The sequence below is a fragment of the Lederbergia panacisoli genome, from assembly GCF_024626525.1.
GTDB lineage: Bacteria > Bacillota > Bacilli > Bacillales > Bacillaceae_C > Lederbergia > Lederbergia panacisoli.
On sequence record NZ_JANJGU010000010.1, the window covers coordinates 92,616 to 111,173 of the forward strand.

Annotated in this window: 17 protein-coding genes; 13 read left to right on the plus strand and 4 right to left on the minus strand. The window is 35.0% G+C overall.

Annotation, left to right across the window (positions count from 1 at the left end):
• Window positions 1–163: 163 nt before the first annotated feature.
• Entirely contained in the window at window positions 164–643 is a 480-nt protein-coding gene (gene rlmH, locus NQ185_RS13995; protein WP_257582546.1) for a 23S rRNA (pseudouridine(1915)-N(3))-methyltransferase RlmH, read from the plus strand.
• On the opposite strand, the gene NQ185_RS14000 is transcribed toward rlmH, so the two are convergent.
• The 3 genes from NQ185_RS14000 to NQ185_RS14010 form a co-directional block, all read right to left on the minus strand.
• Window positions 536–2,293, minus strand: a complete 1,758-nt coding sequence (locus tag NQ185_RS14000; RefSeq protein WP_257582547.1) for a recombinase family protein — start codon at window positions 2,291–2,293, stop codon at window positions 536–538. The genes rlmH and NQ185_RS14000 overlap by 108 nt on opposite strands.
• 66 nt (window positions 2,294–2,359) lie before the next feature.
• Window positions 2,360–3,844 (minus strand): recombinase family protein, encoded by a 1,485-nt coding sequence (locus tag NQ185_RS14005; protein WP_257582548.1) that lies wholly within the window; start codon window positions 3,842–3,844, stop codon window positions 2,360–2,362.
• A gap of 14 nt (window positions 3,845–3,858) precedes the next feature.
• Window positions 3,859–4,020 (minus strand): hypothetical protein, encoded by a 162-nt coding sequence (locus tag NQ185_RS14010; protein WP_257582549.1) that lies wholly within the window; start codon window positions 4,018–4,020, stop codon window positions 3,859–3,861.
• A 378-nt stretch (window positions 4,021–4,398) separates the two neighbouring features.
• Between NQ185_RS14010 and NQ185_RS14015 the strand changes: the two genes are divergently transcribed.
• The 9 genes from NQ185_RS14015 to NQ185_RS14055 all read left to right on the plus strand — a co-directional run bounded on the left by NQ185_RS14015 (window position 4,399) and on the right by NQ185_RS14055 (window position 11,790).
• Window positions 4,399–5,166 (plus strand): four helix bundle protein, encoded by a 768-nt coding sequence (locus NQ185_RS14015; protein ID WP_257582551.1) that lies wholly within the window; start codon window positions 4,399–4,401, stop codon window positions 5,164–5,166.
• 301 nt (window positions 5,167–5,467) lie between these two features.
• Entirely contained in the window at window positions 5,468–6,040 is a 573-nt protein-coding gene (locus tag NQ185_RS14020; protein WP_145981942.1) for a hypothetical protein, read from the plus strand.
• Between the two features lie 54 nt (window positions 6,041–6,094).
• Window positions 6,095–7,603 (plus strand): hypothetical protein, encoded by a 1,509-nt coding sequence (locus tag NQ185_RS14025; RefSeq protein WP_257582553.1) that lies wholly within the window; start codon window positions 6,095–6,097, stop codon window positions 7,601–7,603.
• Between the two features lie 158 nt (window positions 7,604–7,761).
• A complete protein-coding gene (locus NQ185_RS14030) occupies window positions 7,762–8,322 on the plus strand; it encodes a DnaA N-terminal domain-containing protein (RefSeq protein ID WP_066144733.1) in 561 nt (186 codons plus the stop codon).
• A gap of 26 nt (window positions 8,323–8,348) precedes the next feature.
• Window positions 8,349–8,549, plus strand: a complete 201-nt coding sequence (locus NQ185_RS14035; protein WP_257582555.1) for a hypothetical protein — start codon at window positions 8,349–8,351, stop codon at window positions 8,547–8,549.
• Window positions 8,550–8,693: 144 nt separating this feature from the next.
• Window positions 8,694–9,098 (plus strand): hypothetical protein, encoded by a 405-nt coding sequence (locus NQ185_RS14040; protein WP_257582556.1) that lies wholly within the window; start codon window positions 8,694–8,696, stop codon window positions 9,096–9,098.
• Complete coding sequence (locus NQ185_RS14045; RefSeq protein ID WP_257582557.1) at window positions 9,086–10,162, plus strand: RNA-guided endonuclease InsQ/TnpB family protein; 1,077 nt, start codon at window positions 9,086–9,088, stop codon at window positions 10,160–10,162. Before NQ185_RS14040 ends, NQ185_RS14045 begins: the two co-directional genes overlap by 13 nt.
• 212 nt (window positions 10,163–10,374) lie before the next feature.
• A complete protein-coding gene (locus tag NQ185_RS14050; RefSeq protein WP_257582558.1) occupies window positions 10,375–10,503 on the plus strand; it encodes a hypothetical protein in 129 nt (42 codons plus the stop codon).
• A 234-nt stretch (window positions 10,504–10,737) separates the two neighbouring features.
• Window positions 10,738–11,790, plus strand: a complete 1,053-nt coding sequence (locus NQ185_RS14055) for a phage/plasmid replication domain-containing protein (protein ID WP_257582559.1) — start codon at window positions 10,738–10,740, stop codon at window positions 11,788–11,790.
• A gap of 104 nt (window positions 11,791–11,894) precedes the next feature.
• On the opposite strand, the gene NQ185_RS14060 is transcribed toward NQ185_RS14055, so the two are convergent.
• Window positions 11,895–12,407 (minus strand): hypothetical protein, encoded by a 513-nt coding sequence (locus tag NQ185_RS14060; RefSeq protein ID WP_257582560.1) that lies wholly within the window; start codon window positions 12,405–12,407, stop codon window positions 11,895–11,897.
• 167 nt (window positions 12,408–12,574) lie between these two features.
• Between NQ185_RS14060 and NQ185_RS14065 the strand changes: the two genes are divergently transcribed.
• The 3 genes from NQ185_RS14065 (at window position 12,575) to NQ185_RS14075 (ending at window position 18,456) form a co-directional block, all read left to right on the plus strand.
• Window positions 12,575–12,874: a helix-turn-helix domain-containing protein gene (locus NQ185_RS14065; protein ID WP_257582561.1), complete on the plus strand. Its 300-nt coding sequence runs from the start codon at window positions 12,575–12,577 to the stop codon at window positions 12,872–12,874.
• A gap of 170 nt (window positions 12,875–13,044) precedes the next feature.
• A complete protein-coding gene (locus tag NQ185_RS14070; protein WP_257582562.1) occupies window positions 13,045–13,662 on the plus strand; it encodes a recombinase family protein in 618 nt (205 codons plus the stop codon).
• Window positions 13,663–13,713: 51 nt separating this feature from the next.
• Complete coding sequence (locus NQ185_RS14075; protein ID WP_373370809.1) at window positions 13,714–18,456, plus strand: DEAD/DEAH box helicase; 4,743 nt, start codon at window positions 13,714–13,716, stop codon at window positions 18,454–18,456.
• The last annotated feature ends 102 nt before the right edge of the window (window positions 18,457–18,558 follow it).

Here is an 18,558-nt window from a genome sequence, read left to right on the forward strand (position 1 = left end):
GTGGATGAGTTTTGGGGATATGTGGATAACTTCTGTGTATAAGTTGTTTGTAACCTGTGTGTAATATGTTTGTAATGGTGCAAATGGATTATAAAATACATATAAGAATCACGAAAATATGGGGAAGTGTGAAAATAGTCTTAGAAAAGAGAGGGGAACCATTGTGAATATCTCAATCATCACCGTCGGAAAACTAAAAGAAAAATACTTAAAACAAGGCATCGATGAATATTTAAAACGCCTTTCCGCCTATGCAAAAGTCGACGTCATCGAAGTCCCCGACGAAAAAGCCCCCGAAATCCTAAGTGAAAATGAAATGGTCCAAGTCAAAGCAAAAGAAGGCTCCCGCATCCTCTCCAAAATCCACCCTGATGCTCATGTCATCGCCCTTGCGATTGAAGGAAAGATGAAAACATCGGAGGAACTGGCAGAGCGGATTGATCATCTTGCTACATATGGAAAGAGTAAGATTGTGTTTGTGATTGGTGGATCACTGGGTTTGAGTGAAGAAGTGATTAAGCGAGCGGATGAAAGTTTATCGTTTTCGAAGATGACTTTTCCACATCAGTTGATGAGGTTGATCTTGGTGGAGCAGGTGTATAGGGCGTTTAGGATAATTAAAGGGGAACCGTACCATAAATAGAGGCAAAAAAATTTGTAAATAAGAGGGTAATTCTTTGTCGGAAGCGGGTATTGAGAATAGGTTTTCATTATCCGTTTCACGATATAATAAATGGATAAGTATAAAGGTCTTTGATATATTGACCTCTGAAAAGTCAAAGTCAAGTTCAATTTCGTTTACAGTTCTTGATTTGTCTAATAATTGTTTAACTGATATTTTTTTTATTAGAAGTTGAAGTAGATGTTTTTTCTTTTCCCTTGAGGCGACCTTAAAAATTGAGATAAATTGTTCTAAAAGAATTTCAACCAAATCAGGCGGTATTATCTTCGAATCGTGTGAGCTTAATTGTACAGTAATATCATTTTTCTTTTGTTCTAATTCGCTTTTTTCATTAGCAATCTTTTGTAATCTTTCTTGTAAGATTATTGTTGGTAAAGTATTTTTTTCAAAAGCCTCCATGTAGCGATTTTGTAGTATTTCTATTTCAGATAATCGTTCTTCAATCTGTTCAAAGTTTTTATTGAGCTTTGTTAGAGAGTCCTTAGAGTTCATGTTTATCTGTTGCAGTGTATTTAGGAGCATATTTTCACTAGAAAGAAACGTTTCAATCCTCTTAATAATAGATTCTTCTGCTTCATATGCCTTTACCGAGTTTGATTTGCACGCTGCTGTTCCTTTATTGTGGAAATCACCGCAAACATAATACCGGTACTTTCTTTTTGTTCCATCTTTTCTCGTATACGAAGCTATAGCTGGAACCATACCTTGATTACAATCTGGACAACGTAATAAACCGCTAAGTAAGAAAGGTTCATGGGATTGACGTTGTTTAAATGATCGACTCTTTCTTCTGGCACGCACAATACCCCACAGTTCATCTGATATTATGGCCTCGTGCTTACCCTCAACAATAATAGGATTAGGATTTTTTCCCCTTCTTCGCTTCGTGTCCCAATCTTCAAATTTTAGCCAACTGATTTTCCCATTGTATACAATGTTGTCCAAGATTTGTGCTACTCCATTAATGGAAAAATATCGATTACGTTTTGTCTTATACCCTGCTTTATTTAAGTGGTTGGATATTGCTCTAAGCCCTTTCCCATTTGCATATAAATTGAAGATAAGTTGCACTATCGCTGCTTCATTTTGATTGATTACAAGTTCCTTTTCAATGAGGTCATACCCTAATACAATCCCGCCATTCCAATAGCCTTCTAACGCTCTCTGCTTCATTCCGAGTTTAACATTCTCTGATAATGTGTTTCGCTCCATTTCAGCAATGGAAGCCATTAGCTGAACTACTAAACGCCCAATAGGGGTGCCTGTATCAAAGTTTTCCGAGTATGAAATAAATTTAACACCATAATCCTCAAGTCTGTCTAATAATTTAAGCGTATCCAACATGTTACGTGAAAGGCGTGAAATTTTCCAAACCAGAACAGCTTGGAACTTGTCCCTTTCAATATCCGCAACAAGTTTACGCATAGCCGGACGACCCGTAATATTCTTTCCGCTAATTCCCTCATCCACGTATTCCTCTGCTATTTCCCATCCATATAGTTGTGCATATTGACGTAAAGTTTGTAATTGAGCTTGAATACTATATCCTTCTCTTGCTTGTTCTTCGGTACTCACTCTACAATAGATTGCAACCTTTCTGATTTTATCCATTGAATCTTCTCCTTTCAAATTAATATTAAGCCGCAAATAGAAAAAAGGAAAGGATGTTCCCTTTCCCTAAGATGCAGACTGATACAATTGTGTAATATGTCTTAAATCAAACTTGTATTTAACTTCTTTAATTGTTCTTGTCTTTGTTGAATTCCCTTGATTTACATAAATACTATCAATAAAGGAATGTAGCACCTTTTTCTTGTCTTCATTAGACATAACCTTGAAGAAAACTTCTAACTCTTCAATTGCAAATTCAATACATTCATGTAGGTTTGGCTTTTGTCGTTGTTCAAGCTGATTTTCTAGTGTACCGAGGAATTGCATAAGTTTTTTTTCTTCCTTTTGAATGTCCTTCATTTGTTGTCTAAAAGTTGTTTCATCAAGGACATCATCACTTCTCCATGATATTACATCGTTTTTTTTCTTTGACAGACGTTGAAGTTCCTTTTCTAACTCTTTGATTTTATCTTCAATGGGTTCTACTTCGCTAGATAAGATGGACAATGTAGAGGAAGTAACGGGGACTGTGAGGTTTAATGACTTTAAGGTTCGATAAAAGCAGTTGAATACGAATTGTTCAGCGTATTCCTTATTGACGAGATTGGATGAGCAGGCGGATTTTCCACTATTTTTATTTCTGCTGCATTGGTAGTATTTATACTTTTGGCTACTGTTACCCTGCACCATTGAAGAGCCGCATTCTGGACATTTAATTAGACCAGATAAAGGATATGTTCCAGGATGTACTTTTTTAGGCATGTAACTTTTAATATGTAGTATTTTTTGAGTTTGAGTCCATAGATGCTCATCAATAATTCTTGAATGTTTTCCTTTTTGGTAGTTACCTTTCCATTTAACTTCTCCAATATATATCCTGTTGTTTAAAATAGTTTTTATAGCATAAATAGACCAATGTTTTCCGCTTCTAGTTCGGATATTTTGATCATTGAGGTTTGATGCAATTTTGCGATAGCCCCACTGATTAACAGCATATTTTTCAAAGATATATTTTACTACTTTTGCTTCTTTCGGCTCTATTTTAAGTTCTTTATTTTCAGATATGTATCCATATATCCTTCCACCATTATAGTTACCATTTTCATGGTTTTTTTCCATACCCGTTGAGGTACGAAATTTAATCATATCTTTTTCAAGCTCAGCGACCAATGACATAAATTGATAGAGGAGCTTTGCATTTGGATCTCTGGTATCAATATTGTCTGCGATGCAGATTAAGTGTTTGTTTGCTTCTGTAATTCGTTTGTAAATATACAAAGCATCAAGGTTATCTCTGGAAATACGATCAGAATCAAATACTACAACATAATCAATTTCCTCATCTTTTTCAAAGACATGGTGATACATTTGTTTAAATTGCTTTCTATCTCTGAGATTTTCTGCGGAGTAAGCTCCTTCATCGTAAATGTGAACGAGAGTTAATTGATTATTTTTGCAGTATTTCTCTATTTCCTCTTTTTGCTTTTCAATGGATGTGTTGTCTAGTTGTTTATCTGTGCTTACACGCACGTATCCAACAGCTCTTGGCATGGATTAGTTACCTCCTATTTTGCAATAATTGTTTTTTCAATTTCTGATTCATATTTAAGAAACATTTCTGACAAAAGGTTAATGAACGATTTTGCCTTTACCTTATCAAGTTCCTCTTCTGTCAATAATTGTTGTTCAAATTCTTCATTGTAATCAAATGATAGTGGTTTATTCATAGCAGTTGGTTCCTTTCGGGGTGAGGTTTTATTCGTGGGATGTCCATTTGGATAAAGTGGGAAAGGGTTTAATTGCTACCCTATACTTATTACTTTACAAGACTATTAAATCAAAGTCTAAAAAATTTGGTTCTACCAAGTATAATTTTGGATTTATCTTTTGAAACTATGATTCACCTTTAAAAAAACTAGAACAGTTTGTAATAGAATAATTCATTTTCTCCCGCATAGCATGCAAAAGTTATCTTCACTATAAAAGTAATTATATTGCTAATCCTTTTATACCTTTCGATAGTACAGGCTCGAACGGGCATAAAATAATATTATGCAATTAATTTTTATAGGATAACTATGAAAAATATCCAAGGAGTGATGCAATTGAAAGCAACATATTTAACTTTACAAAACGTTGAAAAACTACGGGCACTACAATTATCTATCGAATTGTTGAAGGAAATTGGTATGATTGTTGAGGTACTACCGTTTGAGGAATCTCAAATGAAAGATCAGCTACAGAGATCTGCAACAAGCATTGTTCAGAACATTGCTAAAGGTGAACAGCTTTACCTGAGACAAAAGTTTAATCTTTATTCAGACGCTATAGGAAGTGCACAGGAGACGAAGTCTTGGCTAATGACTTGTAATGGTAAAGGACTGATTTCGGAAGGAGAATTTCTGACATTAGATAGCATGATTGATAGTATTATCAAAATGCTGAACAGAATCCTTGAAAATTTAAAAATAAACAATAGCAGTGTGAGTTTACCAATTCCAGTTGTTCAGAATGTAAGAACACTGCCTTGCGTTCAAACTGCACAAAGATTGGTAAAAGAACTGTATGAGTTGCAATGTATTAGCCACGGTGAGTGGTATAGTTACATTCTAAAACAAATGGTCACTTCTGCTAGTAATATTGCTTCCCATGCTTCGGAATCAGAGCAATTATATCCTAAAAAGAAACTAGCGTTTTTGAACTTGGCTATCCAGGAAAGTAACGTAGTTAAAGCATACCTTAATTTAATGATGTCAAAAGGTATTTATGATAGGGAAAAGTACGAGGAGATAAAGGAAATGATCGAAGAGATTCAGTACTTATTGATTCAAGGAATGAAACAAATCGACACAGAAATTAAGGTGTTAATGTAGGAATGATACGTTAATCCCTGCTAGTTGGAACCCAATCAATCACGGTTAGGTTCCTTTTTTAACGCCATGTCTCCCATCCCACAGTTCAGACTAAGGGAATATTCGGTAATTACTTGATTACTGCATTACAGTCAACTATAATTGGGTCAACATAATACTTTGATAAAGTGGGAATTAAAATGATCTGGGTAAATAAAACTCAAAACATATCAATAGATAAAAAAAGCTCGCATTCTGATTAAGAGGAATGCGGGCTTTTTTATTTTGACTATAGTCAATGGAAGAAGGAGGAGAGGAACACTTGGTAAAGCGGAATTACCATTCAAAAGGTAACTACAGACAACAACTGATGAGGTGGCAGAAAAAGCCAACGAAAGGGGCCAGAGAGCGTTTTGAAAGTTGGTTATGGGATAGTGAGGTATTGCGTGTCTTTACCGATGCTTCCGAATTGCAACATCAAGGAATATTTGGGCTTGGGATCATTTTTGTTGGACAAGGGACTACATTGGTGAAATCAAAAAAACATTACAACCATGCAATGAGAAAAATGAATGTTTATGCCGAAATATTAGCGGTTGATTTTGCTTTGTCAAACGTAGAAGAAGTCCTGAACAACGAGTTTTATTTACCTTCAAAGGTACTAATATACAGTGATTGGAATGAAGTGGATAAATTAAACGATTCGCCAATGATTACAAAAGGAAATACTGCTATCAATGCTGTTGCAGAAAGAATATATGAAAAGAAGTCGCTGTTTTCAATCTCTAATCCAACCGTTGAATTAGAAATCCTATCCATGGATAAAGAGGAGAAAGTATTTAATCCGTTTTATAAGGGCTCACACAATGCAGCGAGGAGAGTAATTGGAATATAAATTACTAAATTATACAAGGCAATGAGGGTGAATTTTATGGGAGTTTACATTGGATTGGACATTGTGCCAAATGAAATAAATCAAGAAGATTGGCAAGAGGTTTTTGAGGAGACGTTACTATTGATTCAGGCGTATCCATTCGCCACTTATTACGTGGATAATCTTGATGGCTTTAAAAGATTAGTTTTAGACCGTACTGAAGAGCAATACGTTGATAAATATGGCTTAAAGGAAAAGTATTGGAATATAATTGGCGACTTAGAAAGTAAAGAAACAGGAGAGAGTTTCACCTTGTTTTCCAGTATAGCTAAATATAGTGAAGTGAAAGAAGAAAGATTAAAGGAAGATATTTTATTGGGTTTCCTAAATAAGGATGACTGGGGAGCAAGAGAGGTTTTCTATTCAAAGACTCAGGGCAAGAATTATCACAATTTCATTCTAGCTATCGCTGCATTGATTGAGAACAGGTTTCCAATGTTTGCATGTTGCTATGGGAATATTTCCATCGAGCAGGCACAAAAGGCAGTAGATTGGGCTAACTCTCTTTTAGATAGGCCGATTGATTTACCTGTCCGTGTTAACCCTTCTAAGCTCTTAAAGCGTTTAGAAGTAATTGAGATAGAAGAAAAACGTCTTGAGGCACTATACGAATTATCCATTGGTGTTAATGCAGAATTGGATGGTCTTATTGCTGAACAATTTACTATAAATACGGTTCGGAACTATTTCTCGAGAGAATTACAAAGATTCAAGAGTGCTGCACAACTCGGGGCTAGGCTAATTATCATCAGATACCTAAATACGGGACTTCCTTTAGAAATTCTTGTTGACATTTGTTGCTTTGATAACAAAGGCCCAAGGTTTAAATCAATAGACTTTATCAAGGCAATCTGTTCGTCTTGGGTATTTATAGATCCGGAAATAAGAGAAGATATGGGGATTGCCAAGAGATGGGCCGATCTCCCTGACTCCATTGAGTCGCAATTTGGAAGTATATTCTTAGATTTAGGTTTTATAGGTAGGCATACAAGCAGATATATTGAAAAAAATGATCTTTTGTCAATATTTAAAGGAAAATTTTATAAGGAAAAGACTGAACAAATTGTAAATAAAGAATACCAAAAGTTAATTGAACGGTTAAAGATTAAAAGACAGGAATTGAAAGAAGAATACACGGCTAATAGGGAAAAAAATGTCATAGACACCCTGGATTTGTTGGTGTTTTGGGATAACACATACATGATAAGTGAAAGCATCATGAATGTTATTGCAACCATAAAAGAGGCGGTTGAAGAAGACATGGCTAATAAGAGCAATTTAATTCAAATGATTGGGAATGCAGAAGAGCAAGGGCAATTAATCAAAGTGTTAAGCCAGCTAATCCAGGAACATCATAATCTGGTTTTAACAAGGGAGGCATGGGACTGGATTGAAAATGAAGCTAATGATGTCATAAAACGCATGGTGATAATGTTACTGACTTTCGAGAGCGACGTTAATTTACGGAAACTCTACAAAGCACTCTTTGAAAATAAAGATTTGTTTTATACGTATTTAAAATAGCTGAAATGGCTTTGAAACTTTCCACATTAATGTAGTGGCAAAGGAGACAGAGGACATGGAAAAGTCTATTTTAGATGAAAATCAATGTTCTACGTTGAAGATGTTGAATTTTTTTACAGGATATAGTTGAGAAATAAATCTTGGAAGGAGTCAATAAAGTGGATCAATTGGAGAAGGAAAACCGTGAGTTTTGGGAGATTATCCTGCAACAGATTGAAAAACGTCTATCAAAGCCAATGTACCAAACGTGGATTGCTCCATTATCGGGGAAAATAGTAGAAGGTAATACTATTATAATTAAAGCGAAAACTGAATTTGCCAAAGAGTGGATAATACAAAGATACTTGCATCATTTTACTGAAGTACTAAAAGAGTTGACAGGTCAAGAATTTAATTTGCAGGTTATCTATTTGCATACTAAAGAAGAAAGAAAGGAAAGCGATTCTTATTCTGCAATCGAGAAAAAAGTCATTGATGACGATAGTAGCCAACAAAAATATAAAAAAGTAAGCGTTGAAATTCCTATAATTACTCCATCTAATCATTCAATCAGATTAAGAAGGGAAAATGAAAGGATTATAAGAAGTTTAAATCTCCCGTTAGCCGATGTAGATTTGTCGAATATGCAAAAAAGAATATATGCTAAAAATGAAAGAATTCGTGAAAAGCGTAAATGTCGGGAGAATGGAATATTTGGTTCGCTTTTTAGAAGTAAATAATTGTAATGAAAGTGGGGGGCATCAATGTGAGTAAATTGAATCAAACAAGAACATTTAAGGAAACTGGGAATTCTATTCCTATTAGAGTAAACGGTACATCAACAAAACAAGTAAAAGTGACTTTTGGTAAAGTAACAGAATCCATTGTAACAAGAAAAGTCCGGGAAAAAAACGAGCGGATTATTGAATGGTATCAATTTATTAAAAATGAACCATTTCATGGGTAAAAAAATAGATGCTATTAAAAAACAATCGCCAGAGGATTGGGTGTGGGCTAGGGCGACTACTGAAGCATTGATTTGATGCAACGTAATTTGGAAAATACACAGGGATTTGGAAAAGGAAAATTGAAAAAGGGGGACAATTGAGAGGTGCAAAAAAGTATGAGTAACTACGAGGAGTTTTATACAAAAGCATGGCATGGAATGGCACCTGAGACAAGAGGATTTGTAGTTTGTTCAGTGAGTGAAGCAACCCATGTGGTGTTTTCGGAAACTGACTTGAGGTTAGCTGGAAAAGATGGAGAAAATCTTTCTAATAACCGTGTCTATCCGATTACAAAGACTGTGGAATCGGCCGACTATTCAATAATTGACGATAAAGGTCAAGTGATTATTGGATTTGATTTGTTTATTCCTTGTGAATATTTAAAGGAAAACCACGGGAGAAATATAGATAAAAGGAAAGAAGAATATACAACTAAAATCGTTTCACTGTTGGAGTACAAAATAAAAAGGAAATACAAAAATGTTGGGGTGAAAAGATGTCACAGATAATCACTGTACAAATTAAAATATTACCTACGAAAGAACAGGCTTCTGTTTTGGAACGTATGAGTAAGACATATATTCAGGCGATTAATACTCTTGTATTTGAAATGATAACAGAAAAGAAAAGTACAATGAAATCAAGCAAAGATATTCATGTCCCTCTGCCAAGTGCTGTGAAAAACCAAGCAATAATAGATGCAAAAAGTGTATTTAAGAAAGCCAGGAAAAATAAATATAAGAGTGTTCCTGTATTAAAAAAGCCAGTGTGTGTGTGGAACAATCAGAGCTATTCTTTCAATTATACCCATATTTCAATACCAATCATGGTCCATGGCAAAGCATCTAAAACACCTATTCGGGCTTTGGTAGTTGATAAAGATCATCGAAACCTTGAGTTATTAAAGCATAAATTAGGAACGCTTCGAATTACAAAGAAGGGAAATAAATGGATTGCCCAAATATCCATAACAATTCCTACTACCCCAAAAATTGGAACAAAAGTTATGGGTGTGGATTTGGGGTTAAAAGTTCCTGCTGTTGCCGTAACAGATGATGAAAAAGTACGTTTCTTTGGCAACGGCAGAAAAAATAAATATAAGAGACGAAAGTTTCGTTCAGAACGGAAAAAGTTAGGCAAAAGGAAAAAGTTAAATGCTATAAAACGTTCAAGGGACAGGGAACAGCGTTGGATGCAAGATCAAGACCATAAGATAAGCCGCTCAATTGTTAATTTTGCTAAAGAAAATAAAATTACTGTCATTCGTTTAGAACAATTAGCGAATATCAGACAGACGACAAGAACCAGTCGTAAAAACGAAAAGAATTTGCACACATGGTCATTCTATCGCCTATCTCAATTCATTGAATACAAAGCGAACTTAGAAGGTATTAAAGTTGAATATGTGAATCCTGCATACACAAGTCAAACATGCCCTAAATGTTCTGAAAATAATAAAGCACAAGACAGAAAATATAAGTGTAAATGCGGATTCGAGAAGCATAGAGACATAATCGGTGCTATGAATATACGATATGCACCTGTGCTTGATGGTAAAAGTCATTCAGCCTAAGATGCTATATGCACTGTCTTAGGAGGGGCAATGGGATGCCCTCACCTTGAGGACTGTTCAAAACAGAAATGGACTGCGAACGATAAGTCATTCAAGAATCCCGCAGGAGTAATCTGCTTTCCCGTTTACCGAGTGGGAATCTCAACGAATCATATACCTATTTAAGATATGCCGTAAATAGGACGTTGGTCTTCTTATTAAGGGTATTTTTTTTGAATGATGAAGACAAGAAATCAAAAGGAAAAGTAAAACAAATAGTTGTCGGGTTCATGGACGGAAAAAACAGAAATATTAACCGTGAAGCATTTATGCTTTGCGGTTTTTTGTCGGTGGTTTTATAGTTTCAGCCGTGCAATACATTACCTTTACCGTTGTAATAAAAAATGGCCTTGTAGAACGGACAAGTGTGAATATTATTCTTTACAACAACATAGCATGCCTTACTTCATCCTCACAATGGTAATAATCAATGTGTTGTGTAGTCATATAAATTAGTTCGGGATGGGAAAAGTTAGCCCCCTTAAACCCATGATAGTAAAGGGATTGCTTATTCCACACAAATAAATACAAAGGAGATGGTTTCATTGATTCACACGTTTGAATTATTTATCCCCGTAAGCAGTGACGATATTAAGCAAATCTTCTCTAAGTACGGGATTAGAGTAAACAAGTACCGGTACATTCGTGCAGCAGTTAAAGAGCTGAATAAAGAAGTAAAGAATGTTTTTCCAGCATATGCTATTGTTCGCACTTGGGAACATATGTATTTAGATGGTATTTGGTATTTACAATTCAAGGTCGATGCAGTAAAGGTGTTGAATAGAAGTACAATTACAGAAGAAGACTATGAATTGATAGAGTTAGATATTCGTAAATTCCTTACTTGGCATTTCGGATTTTCTGATTACTATGATTACCATACGCTCACAAGGATTGATTATCGAATTGACGTAAAGGTCCCGAATCCCCAGCACCGGGAATTGCTATTCCACTTACTTGAAAAGTACACAGTTAAATACGCCTACAAAGAGAAAATTAAATATGGTAAGGATGAAAATGGTGATCCACTAAAATATGAAACGTCACAGTATCATAAATGCAAGAGTACAGAGCTGGTAATCTATAGTAAAGAGGATGAAAGGATAGCTAAGGGAGAGCAAATACAACCTTACGATGAAAATATAGTCAGATATGAGCTGAGATTGAAAAACAGGCACTTAAATTCTATGAAAAGGGAAGATAAGGGAGGGAAGGGGAGACCAAAGCAATTGAAAGTCTATTTTTCAAGCGAACTTATGAAAGAGTATATGGAAAAGCACGTAATACCTATTGTCCATACTGGTGATTATTATAAAATCACCGAGGCCGAAAAAATAATTGCAAATAGTTCCTACTCGCAAAGAAAAAAGGAAAGCCTTCGAAAATTCCTAGTTATTGTCTCCAAAGGTAACATTGATACCCCTCTTAAAAAGTCAAAGGAAGAGGGAGGCATATCTAAACCTACCAATCGACAATATCTACGAGATCTTGCTAATCTCGGGATAAACCCAATTCTTATCCCCAAAAATTTCACCACTGAAAACTACACTTCTTTTCCAAGTTTCCTAGAAAACCCATTCAAAATCTAAGAAGTATATGAAAATTAAACTAAGGGTGCCTAAAATTGTTGTAGCTAACATTATAGGCACCTTTCTTCCGCTGGTGAATTTATACATGAAAAAACGAGAGCTGTTCATTGCTCCCGTTCGTTCTCTGGCTTATATCTGTTCATTGCGTCAATTAGTGCTTGTGCAATAAGATCTTGGGTTTTTAGATGAGGGTAAAAATCCTCGCAAAATCCAGTGAATTGCTCGTAAACATCATTGTTCATACGGATGCTTTTATTGACAAACTTAGCATCCTTACTATAGATGCGTTTATCAAGCAGTAAAAGCCCTTGTTCTTCAAACTGCTTAACTAGCTTTTTTAGTGTATCTACATTTTGTTTGATAAAGGATATTTCATCGTTGTCCCCACTCTGTAACTTTTTTACCGCTTGTTCTCCTTCAGAACGGATAAACGGATAGTATTTCTTATCTGCCTTATGATAAATATAATCCCCTTCTCGCATGATTTTACTGAAACTACTCGAAGGTATTTTTACGAGATTACTGATTTTCTTTAGATCATGATCCTTTAATAGTTTATTGACTACTTGTACTCTTTCTGCTGGTGACATTCCAATGAATTTTTCTTTGTCCATCATTAGCACAACCCCTTTCATTTTGTAAAGCTAATATATGATAGACGGTAAGACGAAAATTATTCTTCCTATGCAACAGATAGGGTTATATTTTTGTAGACCCAGGTCTACTATATGATAGTAGAAAAAACTGGGACCAGGAAAAGCTGGTTATATTAGGAGGATGCACAATGGGAGCGAGAGAAGGAATAGTAATGGATCAACAAACATTAGAAAGAGTCAGGAAAGCAGTCAATGATTTCGGTGGTATGATAAAAGATTATCGTGAGAAAAAAGTGTTGACGCTTGAGTCTTTAGCAAGCAGGATAGACTGTAGTGCATCGTATATATTTAGAGCCGAAAGAGGGTCAAAGATAGTCCCAATCCATATGAGAGTTCGGATCCTTGCCAAAGGTTTAAATTGGAAGGCTAGTGAGATTGAATACTTTTTGGTTGAGACCGTTAGGGAGTATGAACGGAAAAAGGGATAAAAATGATGAAGCTATTGCAAAGATGTATTGCGATAGCTTTTGTCATTTCACGATATATAATTAAAAATATGTTCATTTAAAGTACACCCTGTGCAAACAGACAAGAGTATAGTATTATTGGTACATAGATATGTTCAAACAGACTTGTTCAATACATAGAGGTGAGAAATTTGATTTTTGGGTATGCAAGGGTTAGCTCCAAAAACCAAAATCTATCAAGGCAACTACAAGAGTTAAAAGAGTATGGTTGTGACCGAATATATCAAGAAAAACAATCCGGAAAGGATTTTGAACGACCAGTATATAAAGAAATGCGTTCTAAAATGCGATTTGGTGATGTATTGGTTGTGCATGATTTAAGTAGGTTTGGCAGAAATAAACAGGAAATTATAGATGAATGGGAAGCTCTTGTTAAAGAAGAAATTGATATTGTTGTACTAAATATGCCCATCTTGGATACTCGGAAGTATAAAGAGCTTGAAGGCGTGGGGCAGTTAGTATCTGATTTGGTGCTTACCCTATTGTCATGGATGGTGGAAGAGGAAAGAACACGTATTAGAGTTGCTCAGAGAGAGGGCATCGAAATTGCGAAGAGACAGGGTAAGTTTAGAGGCGGTAAAAAGAAATATCATAAGAATGCTAAAGGTAAGGATAGAGTTATCTATGATAAGGTTGTAGAATTATTACAAGATAATGTAAGCGTAATGGATATTCATAGAGAGGTAGGCATTTCAAGAAATACAATATATGCAATAAAGAATGACATTTCTAAAATAGCTGCTACTTAAATTGGAAAATATAATAGGGCACCATACTTATATGGAAAAGAGGTAGGTAATATGACGAAATTGGTGAAAAAGTCCTTTAAAGGTGTAATAGAATATTTACGTTCTATTTCTTCCTCAGAAGCTGAGAAGGGCACTCGCTTTGAATTGTTAATAAAGAAATATTTTGAAACAGATCCAATTTATGCTGATATGTTTGAGACTGTATGGACTTGGAATGAGTTTCCATTAAATGATGGGAAACGTGATACCGGAATAGACCTTGTTGCAAAGGAACGCATATCTGGAAAATATTGTGCAATTCAATGTAAATTCTATGATGAAAATTACACCATTCAAAAGAGAGATATTGATTCGTTTTTTACGGAATCTGGAAAAAGAATTTATGAAAACCGTATTATTGTTTCTTCTACAGATAAGTGGAGTAGAAACGCTGAATTATCCTTAGAAAACCAATCAAAACCGGTATCTCGGATTAGATTGCAGGATTTAGATAAGTCAGCTATTGATTGGTCTGCTTTTATGATTGATCAATTAGATAGTATGGAATTAAAGCAAAAACATTCATTACGACCGCATCAACAAGAAGCACTTGAAAATGTGTTGGTAGGATTTGGAAAATCTGAACGTGGAAAACTTATCATGGCATGTGGAACTGGGAAAACATTTACATCACTAAAGATTGCTGAGGAAATTGCAAGTCAAAAGCAAGGGAATAGTATAATCTTATATCTTGTCCCATCAATCTCCTTGCTATCACAAACACTAAAAGAATGGAACCATCAAACAACTACACCTTTCCATACATTTGCCGTATGTTCAGATAGGAAAGTATCACGTACCTCAGAGGATATTACAGCTGTTGATGTTGGCTTTCCAGCAACTACAAATTCAGAAAAGATTGTAGAGAACTTTAAATCGCTCCCGGAAGATAGCCAAATGACTGTTGTATTCTCAACCTATCAATCTATTGAGGTTATTCATGAAGCACAAAATCATGGTTTTCCAACTTTTGACTTAATAATTTCGGATGAAGCTCACCGAACAACTGGAGTAACATTAAGCGATGGAGAAGAAAGTCACTTTGTCCGTGTTCATGATAATGAATATATTAAGGCTGATAAGCGATTATATCAAACGGCAACACCAAAAGTATTTGGAGAAAAAACCAAAAACAAGGCTGACGAAAAGGACGCATTGCTAGCTTCAATGGATGATGTGTCCATATTTGGCGAAGAGTTTCATAATCTAGGATTTGGAGAAGCGGTAGAACGTGGATTATTAACAGACTATAAGGTAATGGTATTAGTTACTGATCAAGACTACGTTGACATTGCTCTTGCAAATGAAATTAAAAGCGAATCTAATACACTTACTGGGAAAGACTTTGCTAGAATTGTTGGAACATGGAATGGGTTATCGAAGCGGAAGAGTCATTCTAATGAGGTAGAAGGTAAACCGATGAGAAGAGCTGTAGCGTTTACCTCTACAATCGAAACATCAAAACAAGTCACCCAAATTTTCCAGGACGTTGTTGATTCATATGCTTATAACAGTGATTTATCAACCGGTGCAACAGTTGAAATTCAGCATGTTGATGGCACAATGAACACCCTTGAGCGAAACAAGAAACTTGATTGGTTAGAAGAGGATACTGAAGACGATAATATTTGTCGTATTTTGTCAAATGCTCGCTGCTTAACTGAAGGTGTAGATGTACCAAGTTTGGACTCTGTAATCTTCTTTAATCCACGTAATTCAGTTATAGATGTCATACAGGCGGTTGGTAGGGTAATGCGTAAGGCTGATAATAAGCAATATGGTTACATTATTTTACCTATCACAATCAATAAAGGTGAAGATATTGAAACAGAACTAAATAATAATAAACAGTATCAAGTTGTATGGCAAGTACTACAAGCATTACGCTCACATGATGAACGATTCAATGCCATGATAAACCAAATGGAATTGAATATGAATAAACCCCAAAATGTAGAAATCATTGGACATACTGGTGAGAAAAATGACGTTGTGAAGGAAGAGCAATCCGAATATGATGGGAAGGACAAGTCGGAAAAAATAACCGAAAAATCGGAGCAAATTGTTTGGAGTTTCCCTGATCTTGAAGAATTACAAGATGCCATATATGCCCAAATAGTCGATAAAGTAGGGGATAAACGTTATTGGGAAAATTGGTCTAGTGATGTAGCACAAATTGCTCAACGTCATTTTGATCGAATTCAACTTTTATTACGTGATAAAAACAGTGAACATTATCAAGTATTTCAGCAATTCTTATCAGATTTAAGAAATAACTTGAATGATTCCATAGAAGAAGCCGAAGCAATTGAAATGCTATCGCAACACTTGATTACAAAACCTGTTTTTCAGGCATTGTTTGAGGATTATAGCTTCGTTCAAAACAACCCTGTTTCAATAGCTATGGAAAGTATGCTTTCTTTACTAGAAGAAGAAAATTTAGAGAAGGAAACCCGCATTTTAGAAAAGTTTTATGAAAGTGTTAAAACCCGTGCAAGTAAAATTGACAACTTGGCCGGTAAACAGAAAGTGATTATTGAATTGTATGATAGGTTCTTTGGGACTGCCTTTAAGAGAACCACAGAACGCTTAGGAATCGTTTATACTCCTGTAGAAATTGTCGATTTCATTATCAGAAGTGTAAATGAGGCTCTAAAAGAGGAATTTGGGGTTACCCTTAATGACGACGGTATACATGTCCTAGAGCCGTTTGCTGGTACTGGAACATTTGTAGTTCGATTATTACAAAGTGGATTAATTGAAAAGGAAAAAATTCTTTATAAATATACCAATGAGATTCATGCCAATGAGATTGTATTACTAGCATATTATATAGCTACAATTAACATTGAAGAAACGTTTCATGCTCTGTACGGAGAAGATTATCATCCATTTGAGGGAATGGTTTTAACGGACACCTTCCAGATGACAGAGGAAAAGGATACCTTGCTCTCTGAAATGTTTGGTGCAAACTCGGAACGTGCAAAAAAACAAAATGAGAATCGTATTGTTGCAATAATGGGAAATCCTCCATATTCTGCAAGGCAACATAGTGCAAATGATAATAATCAAAATCAGAAGTATCCAATTTTGGATAAGCAGATAGAAGATACTTATGCAAAAAAATCAACAGCTGTAAATAAGAATAGTTTATATGACTCTTATATACGTGCCATTAGGTGGGCAAGTGATAGGATTGTTGATAAAGGAGTTATTGGATTTGTAACAAATGGATCGTTTATTGATAGCTTAAATTCTGACGGATTAAGGCAATCGTTATATGAGGAGTTTAATTCCATCTTTGTATTCAATTTACGTGGAAATCAACGAACACAGGGAGAGGATTCACGTAAAGAGGGTGGAAAGATTTTTGGAAGTGGTTCTCGTACTCCAGTAGCTATTACATTACTTGTTAAAAATCCAAGCAAAGTTGGATGTACGCTATATTACAAGGATATTGGCGATTACTTGAGCCGTGAAGAAAAACTAGAAATAATAGCCGACAATAGAAGTTTCGCTGATATGAAGTCAGAATTAGTAAAAATTACTCCTGATAAATATAATAATTGGATAAATCAACAAAGTGAGGAATTTGAAAAGTTTATTCCAATTAGCGGGGGAGAGGAAAATATATTTAACGACAGATATATTGGCATTAGTTCAAGTAGAGATACATGGGTAACTGGTTATTCTAAAAAGACATTAATCAAAAATGTAAAACGACTAATTGATAACTATAACCGAGAAGTTGACTCTGTTAAAAATGTTAATGATTTGAACAACAATCCCAAAGAGATAAATTGGTCACGTGGTTTGAAGAATAGATGGAAACGAAAAGAGAAAATAGAGTTTTCTGCAGAAAAAATTACAACCATTCAATATAGACCATTCGTAAAAAGATATATGTATAATGATGAAGGTCTAGTAGAATACCCAAGTAGATGGAATCAAATAATTCCAGATAAAGAGACTAAAAATAAAATCATAAATACTATAGGTGGAGGAAGCAGTAGGGATTTTTCAGCTTTGATTACTGATGAAATAACGGACTATCAAACGATGTTTAACAATAGAAGTTTCCCCCAAAATATTTATGAAAAGATTGATGAACGGACATTATTTGATAATGAGGGAGAATATCAGGTAAAAGGAAATATTAATAAGAAAATACTTGAGATGTTCAAGCTCCAATATGACAAAAAAATTACCGAAGAAGATCTTTTTAATTACGTTTATGGTATTCTTTACTGTCCAATTTATAGGGAGAATTTTTCAAATGACCTAAAAAAGGAAATGCCTCGAATCCCAATGGTAAAAGACTTTTGGGGATACTCTAACGCTGGTCGTGAACTTGCCAAATTGCATTTGAATTACGAAGAAGCGGAACTTTATGAAGGGGTAACAGAGAATCAAAAGGAAAATAGTGGTGAAAACCTCTATACTGTCAAAAAGATGCGGTTTGGTAGAGATAAGAACAGAAAAGTGGATAAATCAATAATTATATATAACGAGTACATTACTTTATCCGACATACCACTTGAAGCGTACAATTTTATGATAAATGGTAGATCACCAATCGAATGGATTATTGATCAATATCAAGTGAAACCAGATGGAAGAAGTGGTATTACCATTGATCCAAATGAGTATTCTGAAAATCCACGATATATAATTGACTTGATAAAAAGGCTAATTACAGTTTCAATAGAAACCAATAGGATAGTTGATAACTTACCCGAATTTGAAGAGATTTAACAGTTAAGAAATTGATGTGAATACTTGGTGATGAAAACAACAGGATAGATAGAACAACGAGAGGCAGTTCCAACGAACTTTAGTTTGGTGCTGCCTTTTTTA